This window comes from Pseudomonas sp. S3_C06 (assembly GCF_054667675.1).
This window is the reverse complement of sequence record NZ_CP162747.1, coordinates 4,387,409-4,412,226: the sequence shown is the minus strand read 5'-3', so window position 1 is coordinate 4,412,226 and position 24,818 is coordinate 4,387,409. Positions and strand designations below refer to the sequence as shown.

At 61.9% G+C, this 24,818-nt stretch carries 24 protein-coding genes; 23 read left to right on the top strand and 1 reads right to left on the bottom strand.

The features are described from left to right. Positions 1-7 precede the first annotated feature (7 nt). From mscK to trxC, 3 genes are all read left to right on the top strand, one after another. Positions 8-3,361, top strand: a complete 3,354-nt coding sequence (mscK, locus tag AB4N44_RS19655; RefSeq protein ID WP_127925555.1) for a mechanosensitive channel MscK — start codon at positions 8-10, stop codon at positions 3,359-3,361. 48 nt (positions 3,362-3,409) lie between these two features. Next, on the top strand, positions 3,410-4,873 hold the full coding sequence (gene selO / locus AB4N44_RS19650) for a protein adenylyltransferase SelO (RefSeq protein WP_460107912.1): 1,464 nt from the start codon (positions 3,410-3,412) through the stop codon (positions 4,871-4,873). 80 nt (positions 4,874-4,953) lie between these two features. After that, positions 4,954-5,388 carry a thioredoxin TrxC gene (gene trxC / locus AB4N44_RS19645; RefSeq protein ID WP_316917507.1) on the top strand — a complete coding sequence of 145 codons (435 nt, stop codon included), beginning with the start codon at positions 4,954-4,956 and terminating at the stop codon, positions 5,386-5,388. A 132-nt stretch (positions 5,389-5,520) separates the two neighbouring features. Here trxC and AB4N44_RS19640 read toward each other — a convergent pair whose 3' ends face one another. Beyond that, positions 5,521-6,291: a ParA family protein gene (locus AB4N44_RS19640; protein WP_460107914.1), complete on the bottom strand. Its 771-nt coding sequence runs from the start codon at positions 6,289-6,291 to the stop codon at positions 5,521-5,523. Positions 6,292-6,647: 356 nt separating this feature from the next. Between AB4N44_RS19640 and AB4N44_RS19635 the strand changes: the two genes are divergently transcribed. The 20 genes from AB4N44_RS19635 (at position 6,648) to AB4N44_RS19540 (ending at position 24,812) form a co-directional block, all read left to right on the top strand. After that, positions 6,648-7,373 carry a beta-ketoacyl synthase chain length factor gene (locus AB4N44_RS19635; protein ID WP_127925552.1) on the top strand — a complete coding sequence of 242 codons (726 nt, stop codon included), beginning with the start codon at positions 6,648-6,650 and terminating at the stop codon, positions 7,371-7,373. Further along, complete coding sequence (locus tag AB4N44_RS19630; RefSeq protein ID WP_127925551.1) at positions 7,349-8,161, top strand: lysophospholipid acyltransferase family protein; 813 nt, start codon at positions 7,349-7,351, stop codon at positions 8,159-8,161. Before AB4N44_RS19635 ends, AB4N44_RS19630 begins: the two co-directional genes overlap by 25 nt. After that, entirely contained in the window at positions 8,139-8,414 is a 276-nt protein-coding gene (locus tag AB4N44_RS19625) for a phosphopantetheine-binding protein (protein WP_116029224.1), read from the top strand. Before AB4N44_RS19630 ends, AB4N44_RS19625 begins: the two co-directional genes overlap by 23 nt. A gap of 9 nt (positions 8,415-8,423) precedes the next feature. Further along, positions 8,424-8,678 (top strand): acyl carrier protein, encoded by a 255-nt coding sequence (locus AB4N44_RS19620; RefSeq protein WP_064388843.1) that lies wholly within the window; start codon positions 8,424-8,426, stop codon positions 8,676-8,678. Beyond that, complete coding sequence (locus AB4N44_RS19615) at positions 8,675-9,220, top strand: COG4648 family protein (protein WP_093430103.1); 546 nt, start codon at positions 8,675-8,677, stop codon at positions 9,218-9,220. Before AB4N44_RS19620 ends, AB4N44_RS19615 begins: the two co-directional genes overlap by 4 nt. Beyond that, positions 9,217-10,896, top strand: a complete 1,680-nt coding sequence (locus AB4N44_RS19610) for an AMP-binding protein (RefSeq protein WP_460107918.1) — start codon at positions 9,217-9,219, stop codon at positions 10,894-10,896. Before AB4N44_RS19615 ends, AB4N44_RS19610 begins: the two co-directional genes overlap by 4 nt. Positions 10,897-10,955: 59 nt before the next feature. After that, the gene (locus tag AB4N44_RS19605) at positions 10,956-11,690 is read left to right on the top strand and encodes a glycosyltransferase family 2 protein (protein WP_150775536.1); all 735 of its coding nucleotides are present in this window, start codon (positions 10,956-10,958) and stop codon (positions 11,688-11,690) included. After that, on the top strand, positions 11,687-12,634 hold the full coding sequence (locus tag AB4N44_RS19600) for an LpxL/LpxP family acyltransferase (RefSeq protein ID WP_150775535.1): 948 nt from the start codon (positions 11,687-11,689) through the stop codon (positions 12,632-12,634). The genes AB4N44_RS19605 and AB4N44_RS19600 overlap by 4 nt, the downstream gene beginning before the upstream one ends. Further along, complete coding sequence (locus AB4N44_RS19595) at positions 12,615-14,159, top strand: HAL/PAL/TAL family ammonia-lyase (protein WP_077570462.1); 1,545 nt, start codon at positions 12,615-12,617, stop codon at positions 14,157-14,159. Before AB4N44_RS19600 ends, AB4N44_RS19595 begins: the two co-directional genes overlap by 20 nt. Further along, positions 14,152-14,577, top strand: coding sequence for an acyl-CoA thioesterase (locus tag AB4N44_RS19590; RefSeq protein WP_150775534.1), 426 nt, complete (start codon positions 14,152-14,154; stop codon positions 14,575-14,577). Before AB4N44_RS19595 ends, AB4N44_RS19590 begins: the two co-directional genes overlap by 8 nt. Then, positions 14,574-15,176: an outer membrane lipoprotein carrier protein LolA gene (locus AB4N44_RS19585; protein ID WP_150750131.1), complete on the top strand. Its 603-nt coding sequence runs from the start codon at positions 14,574-14,576 to the stop codon at positions 15,174-15,176. The genes AB4N44_RS19590 and AB4N44_RS19585 overlap by 4 nt, the downstream gene beginning before the upstream one ends. Then, positions 15,160-17,499 (top strand): MMPL family transporter, encoded by a 2,340-nt coding sequence (locus tag AB4N44_RS19580; protein WP_460107921.1) that lies wholly within the window; start codon positions 15,160-15,162, stop codon positions 17,497-17,499. The genes AB4N44_RS19585 and AB4N44_RS19580 overlap by 17 nt, the downstream gene beginning before the upstream one ends. Beyond that, complete coding sequence (locus AB4N44_RS19575; RefSeq protein WP_460107923.1) at positions 17,496-18,659, top strand: cation:proton antiporter; 1,164 nt, start codon at positions 17,496-17,498, stop codon at positions 18,657-18,659. The genes AB4N44_RS19580 and AB4N44_RS19575 overlap by 4 nt, the downstream gene beginning before the upstream one ends. After that, positions 18,646-19,893, top strand: a complete 1,248-nt coding sequence (locus AB4N44_RS19570) for an NAD(P)/FAD-dependent oxidoreductase (protein WP_160037946.1) — start codon at positions 18,646-18,648, stop codon at positions 19,891-19,893. Before AB4N44_RS19575 ends, AB4N44_RS19570 begins: the two co-directional genes overlap by 14 nt. Next, entirely contained in the window at positions 19,890-20,615 is a 726-nt protein-coding gene (locus AB4N44_RS19565; protein ID WP_460107925.1) for a class I SAM-dependent methyltransferase, read from the top strand. Before AB4N44_RS19570 ends, AB4N44_RS19565 begins: the two co-directional genes overlap by 4 nt. 140 nt (positions 20,616-20,755) lie before the next feature. After that, positions 20,756-21,211 (top strand): hypothetical protein, encoded by a 456-nt coding sequence (locus AB4N44_RS19560; protein WP_460107928.1) that lies wholly within the window; start codon positions 20,756-20,758, stop codon positions 21,209-21,211. Next, positions 21,208-22,404: a beta-ketoacyl-[acyl-carrier-protein] synthase family protein gene (locus AB4N44_RS19555; protein WP_460107930.1), complete on the top strand. Its 1,197-nt coding sequence runs from the start codon at positions 21,208-21,210 to the stop codon at positions 22,402-22,404. Before AB4N44_RS19560 ends, AB4N44_RS19555 begins: the two co-directional genes overlap by 4 nt. After that, positions 22,401-22,865: a hotdog family protein gene (locus tag AB4N44_RS19550; protein ID WP_316917501.1), complete on the top strand. Its 465-nt coding sequence runs from the start codon at positions 22,401-22,403 to the stop codon at positions 22,863-22,865. Before AB4N44_RS19555 ends, AB4N44_RS19550 begins: the two co-directional genes overlap by 4 nt. Beyond that, entirely contained in the window at positions 22,858-23,586 is a 729-nt protein-coding gene (locus AB4N44_RS19545; protein WP_460107932.1) for a 3-ketoacyl-ACP reductase FabG2, read from the top strand. Before AB4N44_RS19550 ends, AB4N44_RS19545 begins: the two co-directional genes overlap by 8 nt. Continuing rightward, on the top strand, positions 23,586-24,812 hold the full coding sequence (locus tag AB4N44_RS19540) for a beta-ketoacyl-ACP synthase (protein ID WP_460107934.1): 1,227 nt from the start codon (positions 23,586-23,588) through the stop codon (positions 24,810-24,812). Before AB4N44_RS19545 ends, AB4N44_RS19540 begins: the two co-directional genes overlap by 1 nt. Positions 24,813-24,818 lie beyond the last annotated feature (6 nt).

The window sequence follows — 24,818 nt, the reverse complement described above, 5'->3', positions numbered from 1 at the left end:
GGTCTCTATGCCTACCCTGCGCTCCTTTTTCGCCGCGGCCCTGCTGGGCCTGAGTCTTACTGTCGGCCCGCTATATGCCGCCGAACCACCGTCCAGCGACGCCGTGCAGGCCAGCCTCGACAAGCTCGCCGACAGCAAACTGCCGGATGCCGATAAGAAGACCCTGCAGACCGTCCTGCAGAACACGCTCAATCAGCTGAACAATCAGCGTGATTACGAGCAAAAGCTGATCGATCTCAAGCAGCAATTGGCGACCGCGCCCAAGCAGACGATTGAAAGCACCCGTGAACTGACGCGCCTCAAGGCTACGGCCGTGGTGCCGGTGGCACAGCGTTTTCCCAAAGAGTCGATCCAACAGCTGGAGCAGATCCTCACCGATCGCTCGACCCAGCAAAGTGATCTGCAAAAAGCGCTGGCCGAAGCCAACAGTCTGATCATCACCGCGCAGACTCGCCCCGAACGTGCTCAGGCAGAGATTTCCGCCAGCCAGACGCGCATCCAGCAGATCAACAACACCCTCAAGTCCGGCAAGGACGCGGGCAAAACCGTCACCGCCGAGCAGCGCGATCAGTTGAACGCCGAATTGGCGGCGCTGAATGCGCTGATCCCGTTGCGCCGTCAGGAGCTGGCCGGCAACAGCCAATTGCAGGACTTGGGCAATGCCCAGCATGACTTGCTCTCGGAGAAGTCCGATCGCCTCGACCGCGAGATTCAGGAACTGCAAACCCTGATCAACCAGAAGCGTCTGGCGCAGTCGCAGGAAACCGTTACCCAGCAGTCGATCGAAGCGCAGAAGGCCGGTAGCAGCAGTCTGCTGGCCATCGAAAGCACGGCCAACCTCAAGCTCTCCGACTACCTGCTGAAAAGCACTGACCGCCTCAACGAGGTCACCCAGCAGAACCTGCAGACCAAACAACAGCTCGACAGCCTGACCCAAAGCGATTCAGCGCTGGACGAGCAGATCAGCGTGCTCAAGGGCAGCCTGCTGCTGTCGAAGATTCTCTATAAACAGAAACAAGCCCTGCCACGTCTCAAGGTCGACCGCGACCTGGCGGATCAGATCGCCGACATTCGCTTGTGGCAATTCGACGTCAGCCAGCAGCGTGAGCAGCTGAGTAATCCGGCCGCCTATGTCGACAACCTGCTATCCACGCAGCCGCCGGAGCAGGTCACCCCGCAATTGCGCAAAAACCTGCTGGATCTGGCCAACACCCGCGCCGATCTGCTGGAACGGTTGAACCGCGAACTGAGCGCCATGCTCAACGAGTCGATCACCCTGCAACTCAACCAGAAACAGCTGCTGAGCACCGCGCAAGGTCTGCGTGCGACGCTCGATGAGCAGATGTTCTGGATTCCGAGCAACAAGCCGCTGGATCTGGAATGGATGCGCGCGGTGCCGGAGCGCCTGAAACGCCAGGTCGACACCCTGCCGTGGGCCTCGAGTCTGAGCGAACTGACCGACGGCCTGACCCAGCGTCCGTTGCTGTTCCTGCCGCTGGCGCTGCTGATCGGTGCACTGCTGTGGCGGCGCAAGAATCTGTACGCGCGGCTGAACAAGGTTCACCAAGACATCGGTCACTTCAAACGTGACAGCCAGTGGCACACGCCGCAGGCGATTCTGATCAATATCCTGTTGGCGATGCCGGTCGCGTTGGGCTTGGCCTTGTGTGGTCTGGCGTTGCAGATCGACGCTCGCGGGCAGAACGCCAACATGGGCGCGGCTTTGCTGCAAATGGGTCAGGCGTGGCTGGTGTTCTACACCGCTTACCGGATTCTGGCGCCGGGCGGCGTGGCGGAACTGCACTTCCGTTGGGAAAAGCCTCAGGTCGAATTCCTGCAAGGCTGGATTCGTCGACTGGGTCTGGTGGTCATGGCGCTGGTGACCATTGTTGCCGTCGCCGAACTGCAACCGGCGGCCCTGGCCGATGATGTGCTCGGCATGCCGGTGGTGTTGACCTGCTACGCCCTGATGGCATGGCTGCTCAGCCGTTTGCTGATCAGCAGCCCGGCCCACGAGAACACTTCGCTGTTCCGCAAAGCCGTCGGCGTGATGTTCACCCTGCTGCCGATCGCGTTATTCGTGGCGGTGTGCTTCGGCTACTACTACACCGCGCTGAAACTCAGCGACCGACTGATCAATACCCTGTACCTGCTGATGTTCTGGCTGGTGATCGAAGCCACGTTCGTCCGTGGTCTGAGCGTTGCCGCACGGCGTCTGGCCTATCAGCGTGCCTTGGCCAAACGTCAGGCAGCAAAAGAAGCCGGCGATGGCGAAGCGGTGATCGAAGAGCCGACGCTGGACATCGAAAAGGTCAACGAACAGTCCCTGCGCCTGATCCGCCTGGCCCTGCTCGGCGGCTTCATCGCCGCGCTGTACTGGGTCTGGTCGGACCTGATTTCGGTGTTCTCGTACCTCGACAACATCACCCTCTACGAATACACCAGCGGCACCGGCGCCAACATGAGCATGGTGCCGATCAGCATCGGCGACATGCTTGGTGCGCTGATCATCATCGGCATCACCTTCGCCCTCGCGCGCAACTTGCCCGGCTTGCTCGAAGTGTTTGTGCTGTCCAAGCTCAATCTGGCTCAGGGCAGTGCCTACGCGACCACCACGTTGTTGTCGTACGTGATCGCTGGCGTCGGCTTCGTCTCGACCCTGTCGACCCTCGGCGTGAGTTGGGACAAGTTGCAATGGCTGGTGGCGGCGCTGTCGGTCGGCCTCGGTTTCGGCATGCAGGAGATCTTCGCCAACTTCATCTCCGGCATCATGATCCTCTTCGAACGCCCGGTACGGATCGGTGACACCATCACCATCGGCAACCTGTCGGGCACGGTGAGCAAGATCCGCATCCGCGCCACGACCATCACCGACTTCGACCGCAAGGACATCATTGTCCCGAACAAGACGTTCATCACCGGGCAACTGATCAATTGGTCGCTGACCGACACCATCACCCGCGTCACGCTGAAACTCGGCGTCGATTACGGCTCCGATCTGGATCTGGTCAAGGAACTGCTGCTCAAGGCTGCCCGCGAGAACCCGCGCGTGCTCAAGGAACCCGAGCCGCACGTGTACTTCCTCAACTTCGGCGAAAGCACCCTCGACCACGAGTTGCGCATGCACGTGCGCGACCTCGGTGACCGTAACCCGGTGCTCGATGAGGTCAACCGCTTCATCAACCGCGAGTTCAAGAAGCAGCACATCAACATCTCGTTCCGCCAGATGGAGGTCTACCTGAAGAACCTTCACGGTCAGGAATACAAGATGGTGCCGATCGAGCCGGAAACCAAAACCATCGTGCCGATCGCCGACGATCAGAAACCGCTGCAAGAGCCGCCGCCGGCCAAACTCGACTAACCGGTCTAATCCCAGCAGAATGCTCGGACATTCTGCTGGAGCCGGCCCTTGAAAGCCCTCGACGAACTGACCTTCGATAATCGCTTCGCCCGCCTGGGCGATGCGTTCTCTGCTCACGTGCTGCCCGAGCCGATCGACAATCCGCGTCTGGTCGTCGCCAGCCCGGCGGCCCTGGCCTTGCTCGATCTCGACCCGGCGACCGCTGAAACCCAGGAATTCGCCGAACTGTTCGGCGGCCACAAGCTGTGGGCCGATGCCGAACCGCGGGCGATGGTCTATTCCGGGCATCAGTTCGGCGGCTACACGCCGCAACTGGGCGATGGTCGCGGCCTGCTGCTGGGTGAGGTGTACAACGCGGCCGGCGAGCACTGGGACTTGCACCTCAAGGGTGCCGGGCAAACGCCGTTTTCGCGCATGGGTGATGGTCGTGCGGTGTTGCGTTCGTCGATCCGCGAGTTCCTTGCTTCCGAGGCGCTATACGCGCTGAACATCCCCTCGTCGCGCGCTGCGTGCGTGATCGGTTCCGACACCCCGGTCTGGCGCGAAAAGCAGGAACGCGCAGCGATGGTCCTGCGTCTGGCGCCAAGCCATATCCGCTTCGGCCACTTCGAATATTTCTACTACACCAAGCGTCCAGAACAGCAGAAGCAACTCGGCGAGCACGTGCTGGCGATGCATTTCCCTGAGTGCCTGGAGCAACCGGAACCGTATCTGGCGATGTTCCGCGAGATCGTCGAGCGCAACGCCGAACTGATTGCCAAATGGCAGGCCTACGGTTTCTGCCACGGCGTGATGAACACCGACAACATGTCGATCCTCGGCATCACCTTCGACTTCGGCCCGTTCGCCTTCCTCGATGACTTCGACGCGAACTTCATCTGCAACCATTCGGATGATCAGGGGCGTTACTCGTTCAGCAATCAGGTGCCGGTCGGCCAGTGGAACCTCAGTGCACTGGCTCAGGCGTTGACGCCGTTCATCAGCGTCGAAGCCCTGCGCGAAACCCTCGGCTTGTACCTGCCGCTGTTTCAGGCGCACTACCTCGACCTGATGCGCCGCCGCTTCGGCTTCACCACGGCCGAGGACGATGACCAGAAGCTGCTGGAAGACCTGTTGCAACTGATGCAGAACAGCGGCGTCGACTACACGCTGTTCTTCCGCCGACTCGGTGAAGAATCAGCCGAACAGGCCGTCGCCCGTTTGCGCGACGATTTCGTCGACATCAAGGGCTTTGATGCCTGGGGCGAACGCTACGTCGCCCGGGTTGCCCGCGATGGCGACGCCGATCAGGTAAAGCGCCGCCCCCGCATGCACGCGGTCAATCCGCTGTACATCCTGCGCAATTACCTGGCGCAAAAAGCCATCGACGCGGCTGAGCAAGGGGATTACTCAGAAGTACGCCGGCTGCACGCGGTGCTGAGCAAACCGTTTGAAGAGCAGGCGGGAATGGAGGCTTATGCCGAGCGGCCACCGGAGTGGGGCAAGCATTTGGAGATTAGTTGTTCTTCCTGAGTGCCAGCGCCTCATCTTGATAAACAGTTCTTACGGCTCCAGATAAGTCGTACGAAACGCTGAACGCCAACGAGCCGAATATGACTGACCCACTCCTCATCCCCTGCCCCTCCTGCAACGGCCTCAACCGCATCCCCGCCGAGCGCCTTGCGGACCAGCCCAAGTGCGGACGCTGCAAATCCGCCGTGTTGCTGAGCAATCCGTTCGAACTCAAGCAAGGCGATTACGCCAGTCAGATCAAGGGTGATCTGCCGTTGCTGGTGGATGTCTGGGCGGAGTGGTGCGGGCCGTGCAAGTCGTTTGCGCCGGTGTTCGAGCAGGCGGCGGCGCAACTCGCGGGCAAGTGTCGCTTGGCCAAGCTTGATAGCGAAGCGAATCAGCAGTTGTCGGCGCAGTTGGGGATTCGCTCGATTCCGAGTCTGATTCTGTTCAAGAACGGCCGGGAAGTGGCACGGCAGAGTGGTGCGTTTCCGCTGCCGCAATTGATGGCGTGGCTGCGTAGCCAGGGTATCTGACACCACACAAATCCAATTGTGGGAGCGAGCCTGCTCGCGAAGGCGTCCGGTCAGTCAACACAGATGTTGAATGTACTGGCCTCTTCGCGAGCAGGCTCGCTCCCACAGGTAGGTTGGGTGCAATCCGGGAGATCAGTGATCTTCGAGCAGATTATGCAGTTCGACGAATTGCTGGGTCAGCTTGTGTCGCGGGTCGAGGTGGATCAGCGGCATGCTGGCCTGGTGCGATTCGCGCATGCGCACCGAACTGGTCAGGTACACCGGCAATACCGGCAAACCTTCGGCAATCAACTCGTCAAGGATCTGCTGCGGCAGGCTCGCCCGGGCCTGAAACTGATTGACCACGATGCCTTCGACTTCCAGACCTTCGTTATGGTCGTCCTTCAGCTCTTCGATTTCCGCAATCAGGCCGTACAGGGCCTGACGGGAAAAGCTGTCGCAATCAAAAGGAATCAGCACACGATCAGCGGCAATCAGCGCTGATACCGCATAGAAATTCAACGCTGGCGGCGTGTCGAGGTAAATCCGGTCGTAATCCTCGGACAGCTCATCGAGCAACTTACGCAGCTTGTTGATCTTGTGCTTGGCCTCGAGCTTGGGCTGCAAGTCGGCCAGCTCGCCGGTCGCGGTGATGATGTGCAGGTTGTCGAACGGGGTTTCGTAGATATCGGCCTGATTCTTCTTCGAGAACGGCCCCGAGGACAGCGTCTGCTTGAAGAAGTCGGCAATTCCCATCGGGATGTCGTTGCCGGTGAGCCCGGTCAGATACTGAGTGGAGTTGGCCTGGGCATCGAGGTCCACCAACAGTGTGCGATAACCCTCGCTGGCACTGACCGCCGCCAGATTGCAGGCAATACTGGATTTGCCTACGCCACCTTTCTGATTGAACACCACGCGCCGCATGACAAAACCTCCGTGTATCAAAGAATGACCGAGTGTAGATGCGCGCGCGCTCGCTTCGCTACCTTCATGGACATGGACTACAGAGTCAGGTGCAAATATCTGCGGACAGACAGTGCGATAACCACCACTGATCGGCGAGAAACCCGACAGACAAGCCGCTGGCGATCTGGATAATGGCCAAATGACAGTTTTCTTGCGAACCACTCGGTACATTTCATTGCACAAAATGTAACCAGCATTTGCTACACACTCGTCGCACCGGGATAATGCGCGCCACCCGGCGCCAAGCGCCACGTCAAGTCTGCTGCGGCTTTGGCCACTAAACGCGTCAACGAAAGCCCGCAGGGGCGGGATGAATGTCCGTGATCAACTTCAACATCGCCCAATGGCGCGCGTGGGCCCCTGGCCTCGACAGCGTGGACGCCTGGCAGGCCTGGAGCCGACAACCGGTCGTGCTTCAGAGCAGTGATGCCGCGCCCGATGTGTCGTTTTTGCCGGCCATGCAGCGCCGCCGCCTCAGTCGACTGGCGCGCATGGCGTTCAGCGTGGGCTGGCCCCTGGCCGACGGACGGGACAATCTGCCGTTGGTGTTTGTCTCGCGACACGGCGAAACCCCACGTACTTACGAGATTCTCAGCGATCTGGCGAACGAGCAGCCGTTGTCGCCGACCCAGTTCAGCCTCTCGGTGCACAACGCGATCATCGGCCTGTGGTCGATCATGCGCGGCGAGACCAGCGAAATGACTGCCCTCGCCGCTGCCGGCGACGGTCTCGAACACGGCATGCTCGAAGCCGCGGCACTGCTCGATGAAGGCGCACCGGCGGTGCTGCTGATCATTACCGAAGAACAACCGCCCGAAGCGTATTCAGCGTGGATCGACGATGTGCCGTTTCCCTACGCAGTCGGTCTTTTGCTGACCCCCGGTACCGACTGGCGGCTGACCCTGAACAGCACCACAGAAACACGGTCAAAAGCGCACTGGCCTCACGCGCTGAATCTGCTGCGAACCTTGCTCGGCCAGCAACCCCATTGCCAACATGCCTGGAAAAATCGTGTATGGACCTGGCAACGCAACCCGTGACCGAAAAAAACCGCGATGCCTATTACTGGCGCCTGCTGGCCACCGCCGCAAGCTTCGCCCTGTTCGGGCTTGGCGGACTGTGCCTGCGCGTGCTGGTGTTTCCGCTGCTGGCCTGCCTGCCTGGTGATGCCGTTACGCACCGCCGGCGCGCGCGACAGACCGTCAGCCGCCTGTTCTGGTTTTTCGTGCGGTTCATGGCCCGCACCGGCGTACTGACCTATGACATTCAGGGCGCCGAACGTCTCGGTCGCCCCGGACAAATGATCATCGCCAACCACCCGTCGCTGATCGACGTTGTGTTCCTCATCGGCCTGGTGCGGCAGGCCAATTGCGTGGTGAAGAAAACCCTGTGGGAAAACCCCTTCACCCGCGGGCCATTACGCAGCACCGAATACATCAGCAATGACGGCAGCATGGACATGCTTGATGCCGCTGCCGAGTCCCTGCAAAACGGCCAGACCCTGATCATTTTTCCCGAAGGCACCCGCACTCAGCCAGGGCAGGCGCCGGCCTTTCATCGGGGTGCCGCAGCGATAGCCCTGCGCGGTGCGAAAATCCTCACGCCGGTGATCATCAAGGTCAGCCCGACCACGCTGACCAAAGCCGAACCCTGGTATCGGATCCCCAGTCGCCGCGTGCACTTCAGTTTTCGCGTCGGGGCCGATATAGACCCACAGACCTTTGCCGCGCAGGGGCCAGCCCCGCAAGCCTCGCGCAAGCTCAACGATTATTTGCACACCTACTTTATTAAGGAGCTCGCCGAAGATGAGCGATCTGAACACCCCTAGCCTGGTGCGTGACATCAAACTGCTGATCATCGACGCCCTCGGCCTCGAAGACATCAGCGCCGACGACATCGGCGACGAGCAGACCCTGTTCGGCGAAGGCCTCGGCCTGGATTCCGTCGACGCGCTGGAACTGGGTCTGGCGATCCAGAAAAAGTACGGCATCAAAATCGACGCCGACGCCAAAGACACCCGCAACCATTTCACCAACGTGGCCAGCCTTGCGGCTTTCGTCACGGCAAAACAGGCAGCTTGAGACCGGACCATGCAAACTCGTGACGACATTTTCAACACCCTGCGCGATGCCTTGGTCGAGCTGTTCGAACTGGATCCGGCCCGTGTGAGCCTGGACTCCAACCTGTATCAGGATCTGGAAATCGACAGCATCGATGCGGTCGATCTGATCGATCACATCAAGCGCCAGACCGGCAAGAAAATCGCCGCTGAAGAATTCAAGTCGGTGCGCACCGTTGGCGACGTGGTCGAGGCGGTCTACCGTCTGGTTCAACCGGCCGCATGAGCCGACTGATCGGCCTCGGCCTGCTGCTGGCCGGTCTGCTGTACCCCTTTGCGGTGTATTTCGGCATGGAGCACTTTGCCCCGTGGCAGTTCGGTCTGCTGCTGGGCAGCCTGTGGCTGGCGCGGGCACTGACCGGCGAGCGCAAACCCGGCAGCCTGTGGATGGCCTGTGTAGCGATCGCCTTTTGTCTGCTGCTGGCGCTGTTCGACAGTCCGCTGTTGCTGCGCTGGTATCCGGTGCTGATCAGCGGTTTCATGCTGGTGCTGTTCAGCCTGAGCCTGAAATACGGCCCGCCGATGGTCGAGCGCCTGGCGCGCTTGCGCGAGCCAGAACTACCGGACATCGCGATCCGCTATACGCGCAAGGTCACGGTGGCCTGGAGCGTGTTTTTCTTCTGCAACGGTTTGTGCGCCGCCCTCCTGACCCTGTGGGCGCCGCTGAATTGGTGGATGTTGTACACCGGCCTGATCTCCTATGGGTTGATCGGCCTGATGTTTGCCATTGAATGGCTGATACGACAACGGGTAAGAGGCCGTACATGAACTGGATAAAACTTGAGCAGCTGTTGCTCAAGGCTGGGCCGGCACGGGCAATCAGCCACGCACCGGCACTCGATCACGCGCAACTGTGCGAACAGGCGTTGAGCGTTGCCGCCGGTCTGCAAGCGCAAGGCGTGAAGCGCCTGGCTGTGCATCTGGAAGATGCCGCCGAACTGGCCATCGCCTTGCTGGGCGCATGGCGCGCTGGCGTCAGCGTTCTGCTGCCTGCGGATCTGCAGCCACAAACCCGCCAGCGCTGGTCCGCTGAAGTCGATCTGTGGCTGACGGATCAAGCCGATGACGCGCAACTGAACGACTTTCAGCAGCCACCGCTGCCCGGCGCCGAACTGGACCTCGACCAGTGCCGTCTGAGCCTGTGCACGTCCGGTTCCAGCGGCGAACCCAAGCGCATCGACAAGACCCTGCGCCAACTGGCCAACGAAGTCGAAGCGCTGGAGCAGTTGTGGGGCGCGGACCTCGGCGAGGCCTGCATCATCGGCAGCGTCGCCACCCAGCATATCTACGGTTTGCTCTTTCGCGTGCTGTGGCCGCTGTGCGCCGGGCGCCCGTTCGTGCGCAAGCAACTGGCGTTTCCCGAGGACTTGCAGCGTGCCAGCCGCGAACATCAGGCCTTTGCCTGGGTCGCCAGCCCGGCGCTGCTCAAGCGCATGGGCGACAACCTCGACTGGCCAGCCCTGAGCACCGTGCGTCGGGTGTTTTCCTCCGGTGGCGCGTTGCCGCTTGAAGCCGCGCAGAGCCTGCAGCAACGCTTGCAGCAATGGCCGACGGAAATCCTCGGCAGCTCGGAAACCGGCGGCATTGCCTGGCGTCAGGGCGAACAACTGTGGCAACCGTTCGCCGGTGTTGAATTGAGCCAGGACAGCGAAGGCGCCCTGCTGATCGCCTCTCCTTACCTGCCTGCCGGGCACATCGAGCACACCGCTGATGCCGCGCGTATCGCTACCGATGGCCGCTTCGAACTGCTCGGACGGCTGGACCGGATCGTCAAACTCGAAGAAAAACGCATCTCGCTGCCCATGCTCGAACAAGCCTTGGTCGCCCACGAATGGGTCGCCGAAGCGCGCTTGGGTGTGGTCCAGGAAAATCGCGCCTCTCTCGGCGCTCTGCTGGTGCTCAGCGAGTCAGGTCTGTTTGCCTTGCGTGAACATGGTCGCCGCAGTCTGACCGAAACCCTGCGCCAGCATTTGCGCCAGCACTGTGAAGCGCTGGCGCTGCCCCGCCGCTGGCGGCTGGTGCGGCAATTGCCGTTGAACAGCCAGGGCAAGCTGCCGCAGGCCGATGTCGAAGCCTTGCTGATTGCCCCGCGAGCGAAAGCGCCGCAAGTGCTGTCGCAGGTCGAGACCGAGGGTGAATGGAGTCTGCAACTGAGCGTGCCGCCGGATCTGGCTTATTTCAGTGGTCACTTTCCCAAAGCACCCGTATTGCCCGGTGTGGTGCAGGTGGAATGGGCGCTGAACCTTGGGCGGCAGTTGCTGAATCTGACCGGCCCGTTTGCCGGGATGGAAGTGCTGAAGTTCCAGCAGCTGGTTCGGCCCGGTGATGAAATCCAGTTGCACCTGCGTTTCGACCCGGAGCGGCGCAAGTTGTATTTTGCCTATCGCAATGACACGGCGACCTGCTCCAGTGGGCGGATTCTTTTGGGTGTTGATCATGATTGACCTTGGTGAGTGCTGCGCACTCAATCGCGAGCAGGCTCACTCCTACAGGGATCGTCGGTATGCATAACCCTTGCGCCGTGATCCCGGTTTATAACCACGAAACCGCGATCACCACGGTGGTCGACGCCCTGCTCGCGCAAGGCCTGCCGTGCATTCTGGTGGACGATGCCAGCACGCCATCTTGCGCCAGGGTCCTCGACGCTCTGGCCGAGCGCGACAACGTGCATCTGGTACGCCTCACCGCCAACCAAGGCAAGGGCGGCGCGGTGATGACGGGCCTGCGCGAGGCCGCGCTGCTGGGCTTCACCCACGCATTGCAGGTCGACGCCGACGGCCAGCACGACTTACAAGACGTCGCCCGTTTCGTCGATGAATCGCGCGCCCATCCCGAGGCGATGATCTGCGGTTATCCGCTGTTCGACGAGAGCGTGCCGAAAGGCCGTTTGTACGCCCGCTACCTGACCCACGTGATGGTCTGGATCAACACGCTGTCGCTGCAGATCCGCGATTCGATGTGCGGGTTTCGCGTCTATCCACTGGCCCCGACGCTGGCGGTGATCGACTCGGCGAAAGTCGGCAAACGCATGGATTTCGACTCGGACATTCTCGTGCGCCTGTCGTGGCGCAATCAGCCGATGCGCTGGCTGCAAACCAGCGTGCATTACCCGCTGGACGGTGTGTCGCACTTCCGCTTGTTCCACGACAACGCGCTGATTTCCAGCATGCATACGCGGCTGTTTCTTGGCATGTTGCTGCGCTTTCCGCTGATCCTCTGGCGACGGTGGCGCGCATGACCGGCGAGACCGACAAGAAGCACTGGGCTGACCGTGAAGAGCGCGGCAGTTTCCTGCTGATGAAATTCACCGCGTTCGCCGCCAAGGTTTTGGGCCGACGCCTGCTCAGTCCATTGCTGTACGGCATCGTTCTGTACTTTTTCCTGTTCGGCCGCACCGCACGGCGCAGTGCCTGGCAATACCAGCAGCGCCTGGCCGACTGGAGTCAGCGCGCCGATTTGCGCCCGACGCATTGGCGGGTGTTCGGCCAGTTCATGGCCTTCGCCGATTCGATGCTCGACAAGCTTGACGTGTGGAACGGCAAACTGCGTATCGAACAAATCGAAATCATCGACCCGGCGCTGCTGCGCAACCAGTTGCGCGGCCGTCGCGGGCAACTGCTGGTCGGCGCGCACCTGGGCAATCTCGAAGTCTGTCGCGCACTGGCGGAGATCGGCGAAAAGGTCACCATGAATGTGCTGGTGCACACCAAGCACGCCGAACAATTCAATCGCCTGCTCGGTGAAGCCGGGGCGACCAATCTGCGCCTGATTCAGGTCAGCGAACTCGACCCGGTGATCATGCTGCAACTGCACGAACGGCTGGAGCGCGGCGAGTGGCTGGCGATTGCTGGCGACCGCGTGCCGCTGCACGGCGGGCGCAGTGTGACCGTGGACTTCCTCGGCCACCCGGCGCCATTCCCGCAAGGCCCGTGGCTGCTCGCCGGTCTGCTGAAATGCCCGGTCAACCTGCTGATGTGCCTCAAGCAACCGGACGGTCACTATCGCCTGACCCTCGAGCCCTTCGCCGACGCCGTGGTGTGGAAGCGCAGCGAGCGCGAGCAGGTCATTCATCAGTGGGCCACCCGCTATGCGCAGCGCCTGAGTCACTATTGCCTCGAAGCGCCGCAACAATGGTTCAACTTTTACCCTTTCTGGAAGACCGATGACGACGCCAACCCATGAGCCGGTAACCTTCGGCGAACGCCCATTGCGCATCGAAGACGTGCTGGCCCTGGCCAACCGTCAGGCGCCCGTGCAGTTGCAGAGCGACGCCGACTATCGCGAGCGCATCGCCAAGGGCGCGCGGTTCCTTGATTCGCTCCTGGACAAGGAAGGCGTGATCTACGGCGTGACCACCGGTTACGGCGATTCCTGCGTGGTCGCGGTGCCGTTGCATCACGTCGAAGCGTTGCCGCGTCACCTCTACACCTTCCACGGTTGCGGGTTGGGCAAACTGCTTGATGCGCAAGCCACTCGCGCGGTGCTCGCGGCACGTTTGCAGTCGTTGTGCCACGGCGTTTCCGGAGTACGCGTGGAATTGCTGGAGCGCCTGCACGCGTTTCTCGAATACGACATCCTGCCGCTGATTCCCGAAGAAGGCTCGGTCGGTGCCAGCGGCGATCTGACGCCGCTGTCTTACGTCGCCGCGACCTTGTCCGGCGAACGTGAAGTGATGTTCCGTGGCGAGCGCCGTCAGGCGGCCGATGTGCATCGCGAACTCGGCTGGACGCCGCTGGTGCTGCGTCCGAAAGAAGCGCTGGCGCTGATGAACGGCACTGCGGTGATGACCGGCCTCGCCTGCCTCGCTTTCGCCCGCGCCGACTATCTGCTGCAACTGGCCACGCGCATCACCGCGCTCAATGTGGTCGCACTGCAAGGCAATCCGGAGCACTTCGACGAGCGCCTGTTCGCCGCAAAACCGCATCCTGGGCAAATGCAGGTCGCCGCGTGGCTGCGCAAGGATCTGGCGATCGACGCGCCGACCGCACCGCTGCATCGCCTGCAGGATCGTTACTCGCTGCGCTGCGCCCCGCACGTTCTCGGTGTGTTGGCCGACAGCCTGAACTGGTTGCGTTCGTTCATCGAAACCGAACTGAACAGCGCCAACGACAACCCGATCATCGACGCCGAAGCCGAGCGCGTTTTGCACGGTGGGCACTTCTACGGCGGCCACATCGCGTTCGCCATGGACAGCCTGAAAAACCTCGTGGCCAACGTCGCTGACCTGCTGGACCGCCAGCTCGCGCTGCTGGTCGACGAGCGTTACAACCACGGCCTGCCGAGCAACCTGTCCGGTGCTCCGGCGGATCGCGCAATGATCAACCATGGCTTCAAAGCCGTGCAGATCGGCACCAGCGCCTGGACCGCCGAAGCGCTGAAAAACACCATGCCGGCCAGCGTGTTCTCGCGCTCCACCGAGTGCCACAACCAGGACAAAGTGAGCATGGGCACCATCGCTGCCCGCGATGCGATCCGCGTGCTGGAGCTGACCGAACAGGTCGCCGCCGCCACCCTGCTCGCCGCCAACCAAGGCGTGTGGCTGCGCGCCCAGGCCGAAGACGCCCGACCGTTGCCGCCATCGCTGGCGGCGATGCACGAAGAACTCGCCAAAGACTTCCCGCCGGTCATCGAAGACCGCGCTCTGGAAGGCGAACTGCGCCTGTGCCTGCAACGCATCGCTGCGCAACACTGGAGGCTGCATGCGTAGCGCCGGAGTGCTTCACGCCGACACCGAAATCCTCGTGCCGTTCTTCGACATCGACACCATGCACGTCGTCTGGCACGGCCATTACGTCAAATACCTCGAAGTCGCCCGTTGTGCGCTGCTGGACATGATCGGCCACAACTACACGCAGATGGCCGAGTCCGGCTTCGCCTGGCCGATCATCGACCTGCAACTGCGCTATGTGCGCGGCGCGGTGTTTGGTCAGCGCCTGAATGTGCGCGCCAGTCTGGTCGAATGGGAAAACCGTCTGAAGATCAATTACCTGATCACCGACCTGCACAGCGGCGAACGCCTGACTCGCGCCAGCTCGGTGCAGGTCGCCGTCGACGTGAGCAGTCGCGAGATGCAGCTGGCTTCGCCGAAGGTCTTCACCGATGCCGTGGAAAGGATGCTGCGATGAATGTTTTGGTTAAAAGCCTGAGCGTATTGGCGCTGCTGACGATGTCAGCGCTGGCCAACGCCTTCGACCTGCAACAACTGAGCGCGCAACTGGCGAAACCGGACGTGATCCACGGCCAGTTCATTCAGGAAAAACACCTGCGCGCCCTGCCGCAGCCGCTGATCAGCAAGGGCAGCTTCGTCCTCGCCAAAAACCACGGCCTGCTCTGGTTGCTGAAAACACCGCTGCAACAGGATTACCGCATCAACGCCAAAGGCATCGCCCGTCGTGACGACAACGGCTGGCAATTGCTGCCGAACAAGAGCGCCGGGGCTGAACAGAACCGTTTGTTCCTCGCCGTGCTGCAAGGCGACAGCAGCGGCCTGCAACGGGATTTCGAACTGGCGCTGAGTGGCGATGCACAACAGTGGAAACTCACCCTGACCCCGCGCTCGCTGCTGCTCAAGCAAGTGTTCAATCAAATCAATATCGACGGCGGCGCGCTGGTGCAGACCATCGAATTGCTGGAAACCCAGGGCGACAGCACCGTGCTGCGCATGCAGGACAGCAACGCCAGTCAACCGTTGAGTGACGCGGAGCAACATGACTTTGCCGAGTGAACGCAGGCTGCCCTGGCTGTTTCTGATCCTGCTGCTGGCGGTCGTCGCGCTGGCCGGTTGGCAATGGCGCGACGGTGCGCCGCTGTCGGCGAACCTGATGGAACTGGTGCCTGGCACTCACCCGGACGCTCTTGAACAGCGCGCCGAGCAGCGCATGCAGGAACCGCTCAACCGCGAGATGCTGGTGCTGGTCGGCCACGCCGATCGCCAGCAAGCGGTGGCCATGGCGCAGACGCTGGGCGAGCAATGGCAGGCCAGTGGTCTGTTCGAAAAAGTGCAATGGAACCTGCAGGCAGACCTGCCAGCGCTGCGCACGCAACTGCTGCAAGGGCGGCTGGCGATGCTCTCGGCAGACGATCGACAACTGCTGATCGAACACCCCGACGTGTTCATTCAGCAACGCGTGCAGGCGTTGTTCGACCCGTTCAACGGTTTCACTCTGGTGCCGAGCCAGGACGACTGGCTCGGCCTGACCGGGCGCATCCAGAACAGCCAGCCGCAGCACGGTTCGGTGCAACTGGACATCGGCAGCGGCGCGCTGATTGCCGATGCCGACGGCAAGAGCTGGGTGCTGCTGCGCGCGCGCACCACCGGCAACGCCTTCGACATGAACTTGCCGCTGCAAGTCGCCGCACTGCTGGGAGCCAGCCGCGAGCAGGCCGCGAAATCCGACGTGCAACTGCTGGCTGCCAGCGGTTTGCTGTACGCGGCCAACGGTCAGCAGCAAGCGACTCGTGAAATGACCTGGGTCGGCGGCGGGGCCACTGTCGGCATTCTGTTGCTGCTGTTGCTCGCGTTTCGCCGCTGGCGGGTGTTGCTGGCGTTCGTGCCGGTGCTGGTCGGCATGTTGTTCGGTGCGGTGGCGTGTGTGGCGCTGTTCGGCCACATGCATGTGATGACGCTGGTGCTCGGCTCCAGCCTGATCGGCGTGGCCGTGGATTATCCGCTGCATTATCTGTCGAAGAGCTGGAGCCTGACGCCGTGGCGCAGCTGGCCGGCGTTGCGTTTAACGCTTTCCGGACTGACCCTGAGCCTGATCACCAGCGCCATCGGCTATCTGGCGCTGGCCTGGACGCCGTTCCCGGCGCTGACGCAAATCGCCGTGTTCTCCGCCGCTGGATTGCTCGGCGCCTATCTGTCGGCGGTGTGCCTGTTGCCGGCGTTGCTGAAAAATGTCGAACTGCGCCCCGCGCAATGGCCTCTGCACCTGGCCGAGCGCATGATCGCGCTGCGCGAAAAACTCCTCGAACGCGTACGCACGCCGGTGTTGCTGGCGCTGCTGATCGCCTTCTGTGTGGGCGGTCTGGTGCAGCTGCAAAGCAAGAATGACATCCGCCAATGGGTCGGCGCACCACAACAGCTGACCGACGAAGCGCAGGCCATCGCGCGCATCACCGGCTATCAGCCGACCAGCCAGTTTTTCCTTGTGCGCGCCGACAATCAGCAGCAATTGCTCGAGCGTCAGGCCGCGCTGAGCGAGCGTCTGGAGCAACTGGTCAACCTCGACAAGCTGCAAGGCTATCTGGCCCTCGATCAACTGGTCAGCCCGCCGAATCAGCAAGAGCAAGTGCGCGCGGCGCTGAACAAACTGCCGCAATACTGGCAGCCACTGCTTGACCTCGGCGTACCGCTCGCCGCGCTGCAAAGCGAACTGCAACAGTTGCAGACCGTGCCCGCCGAAGACATCGACGCAGCATTGGCCGGCCCGCTCGGCGAGCCATATCGCACACTCTGGCTCGGCCCGACCGAAGACGGCGTAGCGGCAATGACCAGTCTGCAAGGTCTGAACAACCCGGCGCTGCTGCGGGTGCAGGCGTTGGATTTGCCGGGGGTGATGCTGGTCGATCGTCTCGGTGAATTGAACGAGGTTTTCGCCGCGACGCAGATCAGCGCTGCCGAACTGAAACTCGCTTCCTGCGCATTGATCGTGCTGGTGCTGATGCTGCCGTTCGGTCTCGGCGGTGCGCTGCGCATTGTCGCCCTGCCGTTGCTCGCCGCGCTGTGCAGCCTCGCCAGTCTGGGCTGGCTCGGTCAGCCACTGACCCTGTTCAGCCTGTTCGGCCTGCTGCTGGTCACGGCGATCAGCGTTGATTACGCGATTCTCATGCGTGAACAAGTCGGCGGCGCGGCGGTGAGCCTGCTCGGCACCTTGCTGGCGGCTGTGACGACGTGGCTGTCGTTCGGTTTGCTGGCGGTTTCCAGCACGCCGGCGGTGAGCAACTTCGGTCTGTCGGTGAGCCTCGGTCTGGCGTTCAGCTTCATGCTCGCACCGTGGGCCGGACGCCACGAACACACCGCGACAGTCGCGGAGCCGGCAGCATGATGGTCGTCGCCTTCTGGCTCATGGCGCTGGCGTTGTTTGCCGTGGCCACCCGCGTCGGACGCCACTTCGGTCTGATTCCGATTGTCAGTCAGTTGCTGCTGGCGAGCTTCGGCCTGCCGCTGCTGATGTACTTCTGGATCGAGCCAGGCTGGCAGCTCAGCGGCGCAGAACTGATCGCACCAGACTGGCTGAAAAACCTCTACAGCCTGAGTTTCGCCCTGCTGCTCGGGCATATCCTCAGCGATGTGATCGATCTGAAACTGGATCGGCAGAGTGTGAAAATCGCCGTGCCGAGTTTCGCCGTGCCGTTCGCCTGTGGTCTTGCCGCGGCTTATTGGCTACTGCCGGCGCAACCGTGGCTCAACTCGCTGGCCATCGGCCTGGTGTTCGCGATTACTGCGATCCCGGTGCTCTACCTGTATCTGCGCCACATCGATTACCCGCCCGCCGCCACGCGCCGCCTGGTGCAGACCGCGATCCTCATTGATCTGACCTGCTGGACGCTGTTCGGCCTCGCCCAGGGCAGTCTGCATCTGAGCAGTCTGCTGCTGCCGCTGGGTCTCGCCTGTGTGCCGTTGCTATTGAATCTGTTGCGTGTGCGTCGACCGCTGACCTACAGCCTCGGGTTCTTTGCGCTTTTGGTGATGGCCGAGCATTACAAACTCAACGCGTTGATCTTCGGCATCGGTTATCTGCTGTGTATGGCCGCATTGAAAGTGCCACTGGTGCTACCGTTGCCGGCGCGCTGGATGAGCCGCTTGCAAACGTGGCTGGCGATTCCGCTGATCCTCACCTTCGGCGTTGTGCAGATCGACGTGCACAGCGCCCTCGCCAGCCTCGGCGCGGTGCAATGGGCGGCGCTGCTGCTGTTGCCGATTGCCAGTAAACTGCTCGGCAACTGGCTCGGTCTCGGCTGGGCCGGTGCTTCGTTCGAAGGCGCCAGCCGTTGGCGTGAATGCGTGCTGCTGAACATTCGTGGCCTCAGCGAAATCGTCTTTCTCAATCTGCTCTTGCAACAACAACTCATCACCCCGGCGCTGTACTTCGCGCTGATGCTGATGGGCCTGATCGCGACGCTGCTACCGGCCCTGATCGGTCTGCATCGCGCACCATTGAATCTGCAACATCCTTTGCCCCGGAGTTCACGTGCCAATCGTTGAAATGGAATCCCGTCAGGTCGTGATCATCGGCGCCGGCCCGTCCGGCGCCATCGCCGCCGCGCTGCTCAAGCGCAAGGGCCACGATGTGCTGGTGCTCGAGCGCCAGCACTTCCCACGCTTTTCCATCGGTGAAAGCCTGCTCAGCCATTGCCTGGATTTCGTCGAAGAGGCCGGCATGCTCGACGCCGTCAACGCCGCCGGTTTCCAGCGCAAGACCGGCGCCGCATTCGCCTGGGGCGAGCGTTACAGCGCCTTCGACTTCGCTGAGACTTTTACCGGCGGCAAACCGACCACGTTCCAGGTGCAACGCGCCGACTTCGACAAACTGCTGGCCGATCAAGCGGCGTTGCAAGGCGCGGAAATCCGCTACGGCGATGCCATCGTCAGCGTCGATTTCGACCGGACAAAACCGTTGCTCGACGTGCGCCGCGAGGACGGCAGCGAGTATCGCGTCGAAGCGGATTTCGTCCTCGATGCCAGCGGCTACGGTCGCGTGTTATCGCGACTGCTGGACCTGGAAGCACCGTCGAATTTCCCGGTGCGTCAGGCGGTGTTCACCCACGTGGAAGATCACATCGACAACCCGGCCTTCGACCGCGAAAAGATCCTCGTCACCACCCATCCTGAGCATCGCGATATCTGGTTCTGGACGATCCCGTTCAGCAACGGACGCTGCTCGGTGGGTGTGGTCGCGGCCGAGGAACATTTCAAGGGTCGCGACAGCGATCTGGATGCCTGCCTGCGCGGCTTCATCGCCGAAACGCCGAGCCTTGCCGGCGTGCTGAACAATGCCGTGTGGGACACCCCGGCGCGCACCCTCGGCGGCTACGCGGCCAATGTGAAAACCCTGCACGGTCCGGGTTTCGCGCTGCTCGGCAACGCGGCGGAATTTCTCGACCCGGTGTTCTCCTCCGGCGTGACCATCGCCATGCGCTCGGCGAGCATGGCCGCTGCCGTTCTGCACCGTCAGTTGCAGGGTGAAACGGTTGACTGGCAAAGCGAGTTCGCCGAGCCGCTCAAGCGCGGCGTTGACACCTTCCGCTGCTACGTCGAGGGCTGGTACGCCGGCACTTTTCAAGACGTGATTTTTTATGAAGACAGTCAGGCGGAAATCCGTCGGATGATCTGCTCCATCCTCGCCGGTTACGCCTGGGATGAGCGCAATCCGTTCGTCAGCGAAGCGCGTCGCCGCTTGAAGATGATTTCCGAACTCTGTGCAAAGGACGCCACATGAATTATCTGAGCGACAGCTACGTCGAGGAAACCCGCTTCGGTTTCTGGTTCCTGCGCAGTCACACCTGGCAGCATCATGTATTGCGCGTTGCGATCAATGATTTGCGCGGATTGTTCAGTGACGCCCTGCCGGAAAATCCGGTGTTGCTGGATGCCGGTTGCGGTCAGGGCAAGTCGTTCGGCCATCTGCGCCAGACCTTTGCGCCACAGCGTTTGATCGGCGTTGATGCTGATCCGCACAGCCTTGAATTGAGCGGCGCAGAAGCGACGCGCCTGGATCTGGACGTGGAACTGATCGGCAGCGATTGCGCGACGCTCAATGTAGCGGACGCCAGCGTTGACCTGCTGTTCTGCCACCAGACTTTTCATCATCTGGTCGAGCAGGAAAAGGCCCTGGCCGAGTTTTATCGGGTGCTGAAACCGGGTGGCTATCTGCTGTTCGCCGAGTCCACCGAGGCATACATTGATACGTGGGTGATTCGCTGGCTGTTCCGCCATCCGATGCACGTGCAGAAGAGTGCGGCGCAGTATCTGCAGATGATTCGCGGGCAGGGTTTCGAGTTTGGCGAGAAGAATGTCTCGTACCCGTATCTGTGGTGGAGCCGGTCGAAGGATTTTGGCTTGCTGGAGCGGTTCGGCTTACTCAAACCCAAGCCGTTCGGGCAGCGCGAAGAGACGTTGGTGAATGTCGTTGCGCGCAAGCCTCTGGCAGAGGTTTCCTGATGTACACAAATCCTTGTAGGAGTGAGCCTGCTCGCGATAGCGGTGGGTCAGCCAACCTGTATTTTGAATGTCCGACCGCTATCGCGAGCAGGCTCACTCCTACAGTGTCCGCGGTGTGGCGACTTTTTGTGGTCGGCGTGATGCTTCTGTTGAGTGCCTGCGCCAGCCAGGCGCCGTTGCCGGCGAGCAACCCGACGCTGCCCCTGCCGCTGCAACTGCACATCGAACGCCAGCAAGCCGAACAACGCCAGGACTGGCTGTTGGTGATCCAGCGCGAAGGTCCCGGCATCCGCTGGTCGATGATGGATCCGCTGGGCATCCCTCAGGCGCGTCAGCAATTGATCGACGGCCACTGGCAAGCCGATGGTCTGCTGCCGCCGAACCCGGAAGCCCGGGAATTGTTTGCTGCGCTGTTGTTCGCCCTGACCCCGTCCGGTGAACTACTGCGCAATTACCCCACTGCGCAGGTACAGGCCGGGCAACGCTCCCTGCCTGCGCGCTGGGATATTCACTATTCACAACCGTTGAGCTTTCAATTGAACCTGCCCCAAGGCCCGCACTATCGGGTTGCACCGCTGGGTGAACCGACGCCATGACCGCCTATCTGAATGCCCTCGGCGTGATCTGTTCGCTGGGTCGCGACAAACAACAAGTGGCGCACAATTTGTTCGCTGGCGACTGCTCGGGCATGCGCCATGAGTCCGGCTGGGTGCCCGAACGTGTGTTACCCGTCGCTGCCGTGCAAGGCAAACTGGCGCCGATCCCGGCAGAACTCGCCGATCAGCGTAGCCGCAATAATCAGCTGTTGCTGGAAGCGGCACAGCAGATTCGCGATGACATCGATCAAGCGATCCAGACCTATGGCCGCGAGCGCATCGGCGTGGTGCTTGGCACCAGCACCTCGGGCATCGACGAGGCCAGCCGTGGTCTGGCGCATTACATCCGCGAGCAACAGTTTCCGGCGGAGTACGATTACCGTCAGCAGGAACTCGGCGCGCCAGCGAATTTCCTCGCCGACTGGCTGCAACTGAGCGGCCCGGCGTATGTGATCTCCACGGCGTGCACCTCCAGCGCCCGGGCGCTGATGAGCGCCCAGCGCTTGCTCGATCTGGGCCTGTGCGACGCGGTGCTGTGCGGTGGCGTCGACAGCCTGTGCAAACTGACCCTCAACGGTTTCTCGTCACTGGAAGCAATGTCCGACGAACGCTGCAATCCTTTCTCGGCCAACCGCAGCGGTATCAACATCGGCGAAGCGGCAGTGCTGTTCGTAATGAGCAAACAGCAAGGCGAAGGCCCGGCCATTGCCCTGCTCGGCGCCGGCGCCAGTTCCGACGCCCATCATATCTCCGCCCCTGAGCCGACCGGGCGCGGCGCGCTGCAAGCCATGCAGAAAGCCTTGAACCGCGCGCATCTGCAAGCAACGCAGATCAACTACCTGAACCTGCACGGCACCGCCACCCAGCACAACGACGCCATGGAAAGTCTGGCGGTCGCCGCACTGTTCCCAGAAGGCGTCGCCTGCTCGTCGACCAAACCGCTGACCGGCCACACCCTCGGCGCAGCCGGCGCACTGGAAGCGGCGTTTTGCTGGTTGAGCCTGAGCGTCGAAAATCCCGAAAACGCCTTGCCACCGCACGTCTGGGACGGTCAGGCCGATCCCGCGCTGCCGCCGCTGAAGTGGGTGACCGCGAGCGAGCGCCTGACGTCCATTGCACCCCGCTACCTGATGAGCAACTCGTTTGCCTTCGGCGGCAACAACGTCAGCCTGATTATCGGAGACGCCCCATGACTGACTGGCCGCTCGCCGAACTGCTGCCCCATGCCGGCGACATGATTCTGATCGATAGCATCCTCAGCTTTGACGAGGAGCAGATTTTCACCCGCCTCACGGTCAAGCCCGAAGGCTTGTTCAGCCTGCCCGACGGCAGCCTGCCGGCGTGGGTCGGCGTCGAACTGATGGCTCAGAGCGTCGCCGCGTTTGCCGGTTGCCACGCGCGACTCAAAGGCAATCCGGTGGAGCTGGGGTTCCTGCTCGGCACGCGCAAGTTCGAATGCAACGTCGAAGCGTTTCCCGCCGGTAGCGATCTGACCATTCATGGTCTGCGCTCGCTGGAAGACGACAACGGCATGGGCGTATTCGAATGTCATATCCACGGCGCCGGCATCCATGCCAGCGCGCGGCTGAACGTGTTCCGCCCACCCCAGCCATCCCAATATCTGCAACAGACACAGGAGTCGAACGATGACTGAATCCGTACTGGTCACCGGCTCCAGCCGTGGCATCGGCCGCGCCATTGCCTTGCGTCTGGCGCAGGCCGGGCACGATATCGTCCTGCATTGCCGCAGCGGCGTGACTGATGCGCAAGGCGTTCAGGCTGAAATCGAAGCCTTGGGGCGCAAGGCGCGCATCCTGCAATTCGACGTTGCCGATCGCGAAACCTGCAAAACCATCCTGGAAGCCGACGTCGAAAGCCACGGCGCCTATTACGGTGTTGTGTTGAATGCCGGCCTGACCCGCGACGGTGCGTTCCCAGCTCTGAGTGACGACGATTGGGACGTGGTGTTGCGCACCAACCTCGACGGTTTCTACAACGTGCTGCACCCGGTGATGATGCCGATGATCCGCCGCCGTGCTGCTGGTCGCATTGTCTGCATCACCTCGGTGTCGGGGCTGATCGGCAACCGTGGCCAGGTCAACTACAGCGCCTCCAAGGCTGGCGTGATCGGCGCGGCAAAGGCGTTGGCGATCGAGCTGGGCAAGCGCAAAATCACGGTTAACTGCGTCGCACCGGGCCTGATCGACACCGCGATGCTCGACGAAAACGTGCCGGTGGAAGAATTGATGAAAATGATCCCCGCGCAACGCATGGGCATCCCGGAAGAGGTCGCCAGTGCGGTGAATTTCCTGATGTCGGCGGAAGCCTCGTACATCACCCGCCAGGTGCTGGCGGTCAACGGAGGCTTGTGCTGATGAAGCGCGTCGTCGTCACCGGCATGGCCGGCATCACTTCGCTGGGCAGCGACTGGGAGACCATCGCCGGCAATTTCGCGGCCAATCGCAGCGGCATCCGCCGGATGGACGAGTGGGATCGCTTCAGCGAACTCAACACGCGCCTGGCCGGGCCGATCGATGACTTCGAAGTACCCGCCCACTGGACGCGCAAACAGCTGCGCAGCATGGGCCGGGTGTCGCGGCTGGCGGTTCGGGCGGCGGAAAAAGCCCTGGCTGACGCCGGTTTGCTCGGTGACGAGTCGATCAAGGACGGGCGCATGGGCGTCGCGTGCGGCTCGTCCACTGGCAGCACCGATGAGATCAAAGCGTTCGGCAACATGCTGCTCAACTCGGTCGCCGAAGGCCTCAACGCCAACTCCTACGTGCGGATGATGCCGCACACCACCGCCGCCAACATCAGCATCTTCTTTGGCCTGACCGGGCGGCTGATCCCGACGTCCAGCGCCTGCACCAGCGGCAGCCAGGGCATCGGTTACGCCTACGAGGCGATCAAGTTCGGCCGCCTGCCCTTGATGCTCGCCGGCGGCGCCGAAGAGTTGTGCCCGACCGAAGCCATGGTCTTCGACGCGCTCTACGCCACCAGCCTGAAAAACGAGGCGCCACAGACCAGTCCACGCCCGTATGACAAGGGCCGCGATGGTCTGGTGATCGGTGAAGGCGGCGGCATGCTCGTCCTTGAAGAGCTGGAACATGCTCTGGCGCGTGGTGCGCACATCCACGCCGAGATAGTCGGTTTCGGCAGCAATGCCGACGGCCAGCACACCACACGCCCGGAACAAGTGACCATGCGCCGTGCCATGGAACTGGCGCTGGAAGACGCCGGCCTGACGCCGGAGGCCATCGGTTATGTAAATGGCCACGGCACCGCTACAGAACAGGGCGACATTGCCGAAACACTGGCAACCAGCAGTTTGTTTGGCGAACGCATGCCGATCAGCTCGCAGAAGAGTTTCCTCGGCCATACCCTCGGGGCCTGCGGCGCGCTGGAGTCGTGGTTCAGCATCGAGATGATGAACCGCGACCTGTACGTGCACACGTTCAACCTCGACGAGGTCGATCCGCACTGCGGCAAACTCGATTACCTGCGCGGCGAATTCCGCCAAATGCATCACGACTATGTGATGAACAACAATTTCGCTTTTGGTGGCGTCAACACCTCGTTGATTTTCCGCCGCTGGCACTGACCGCAA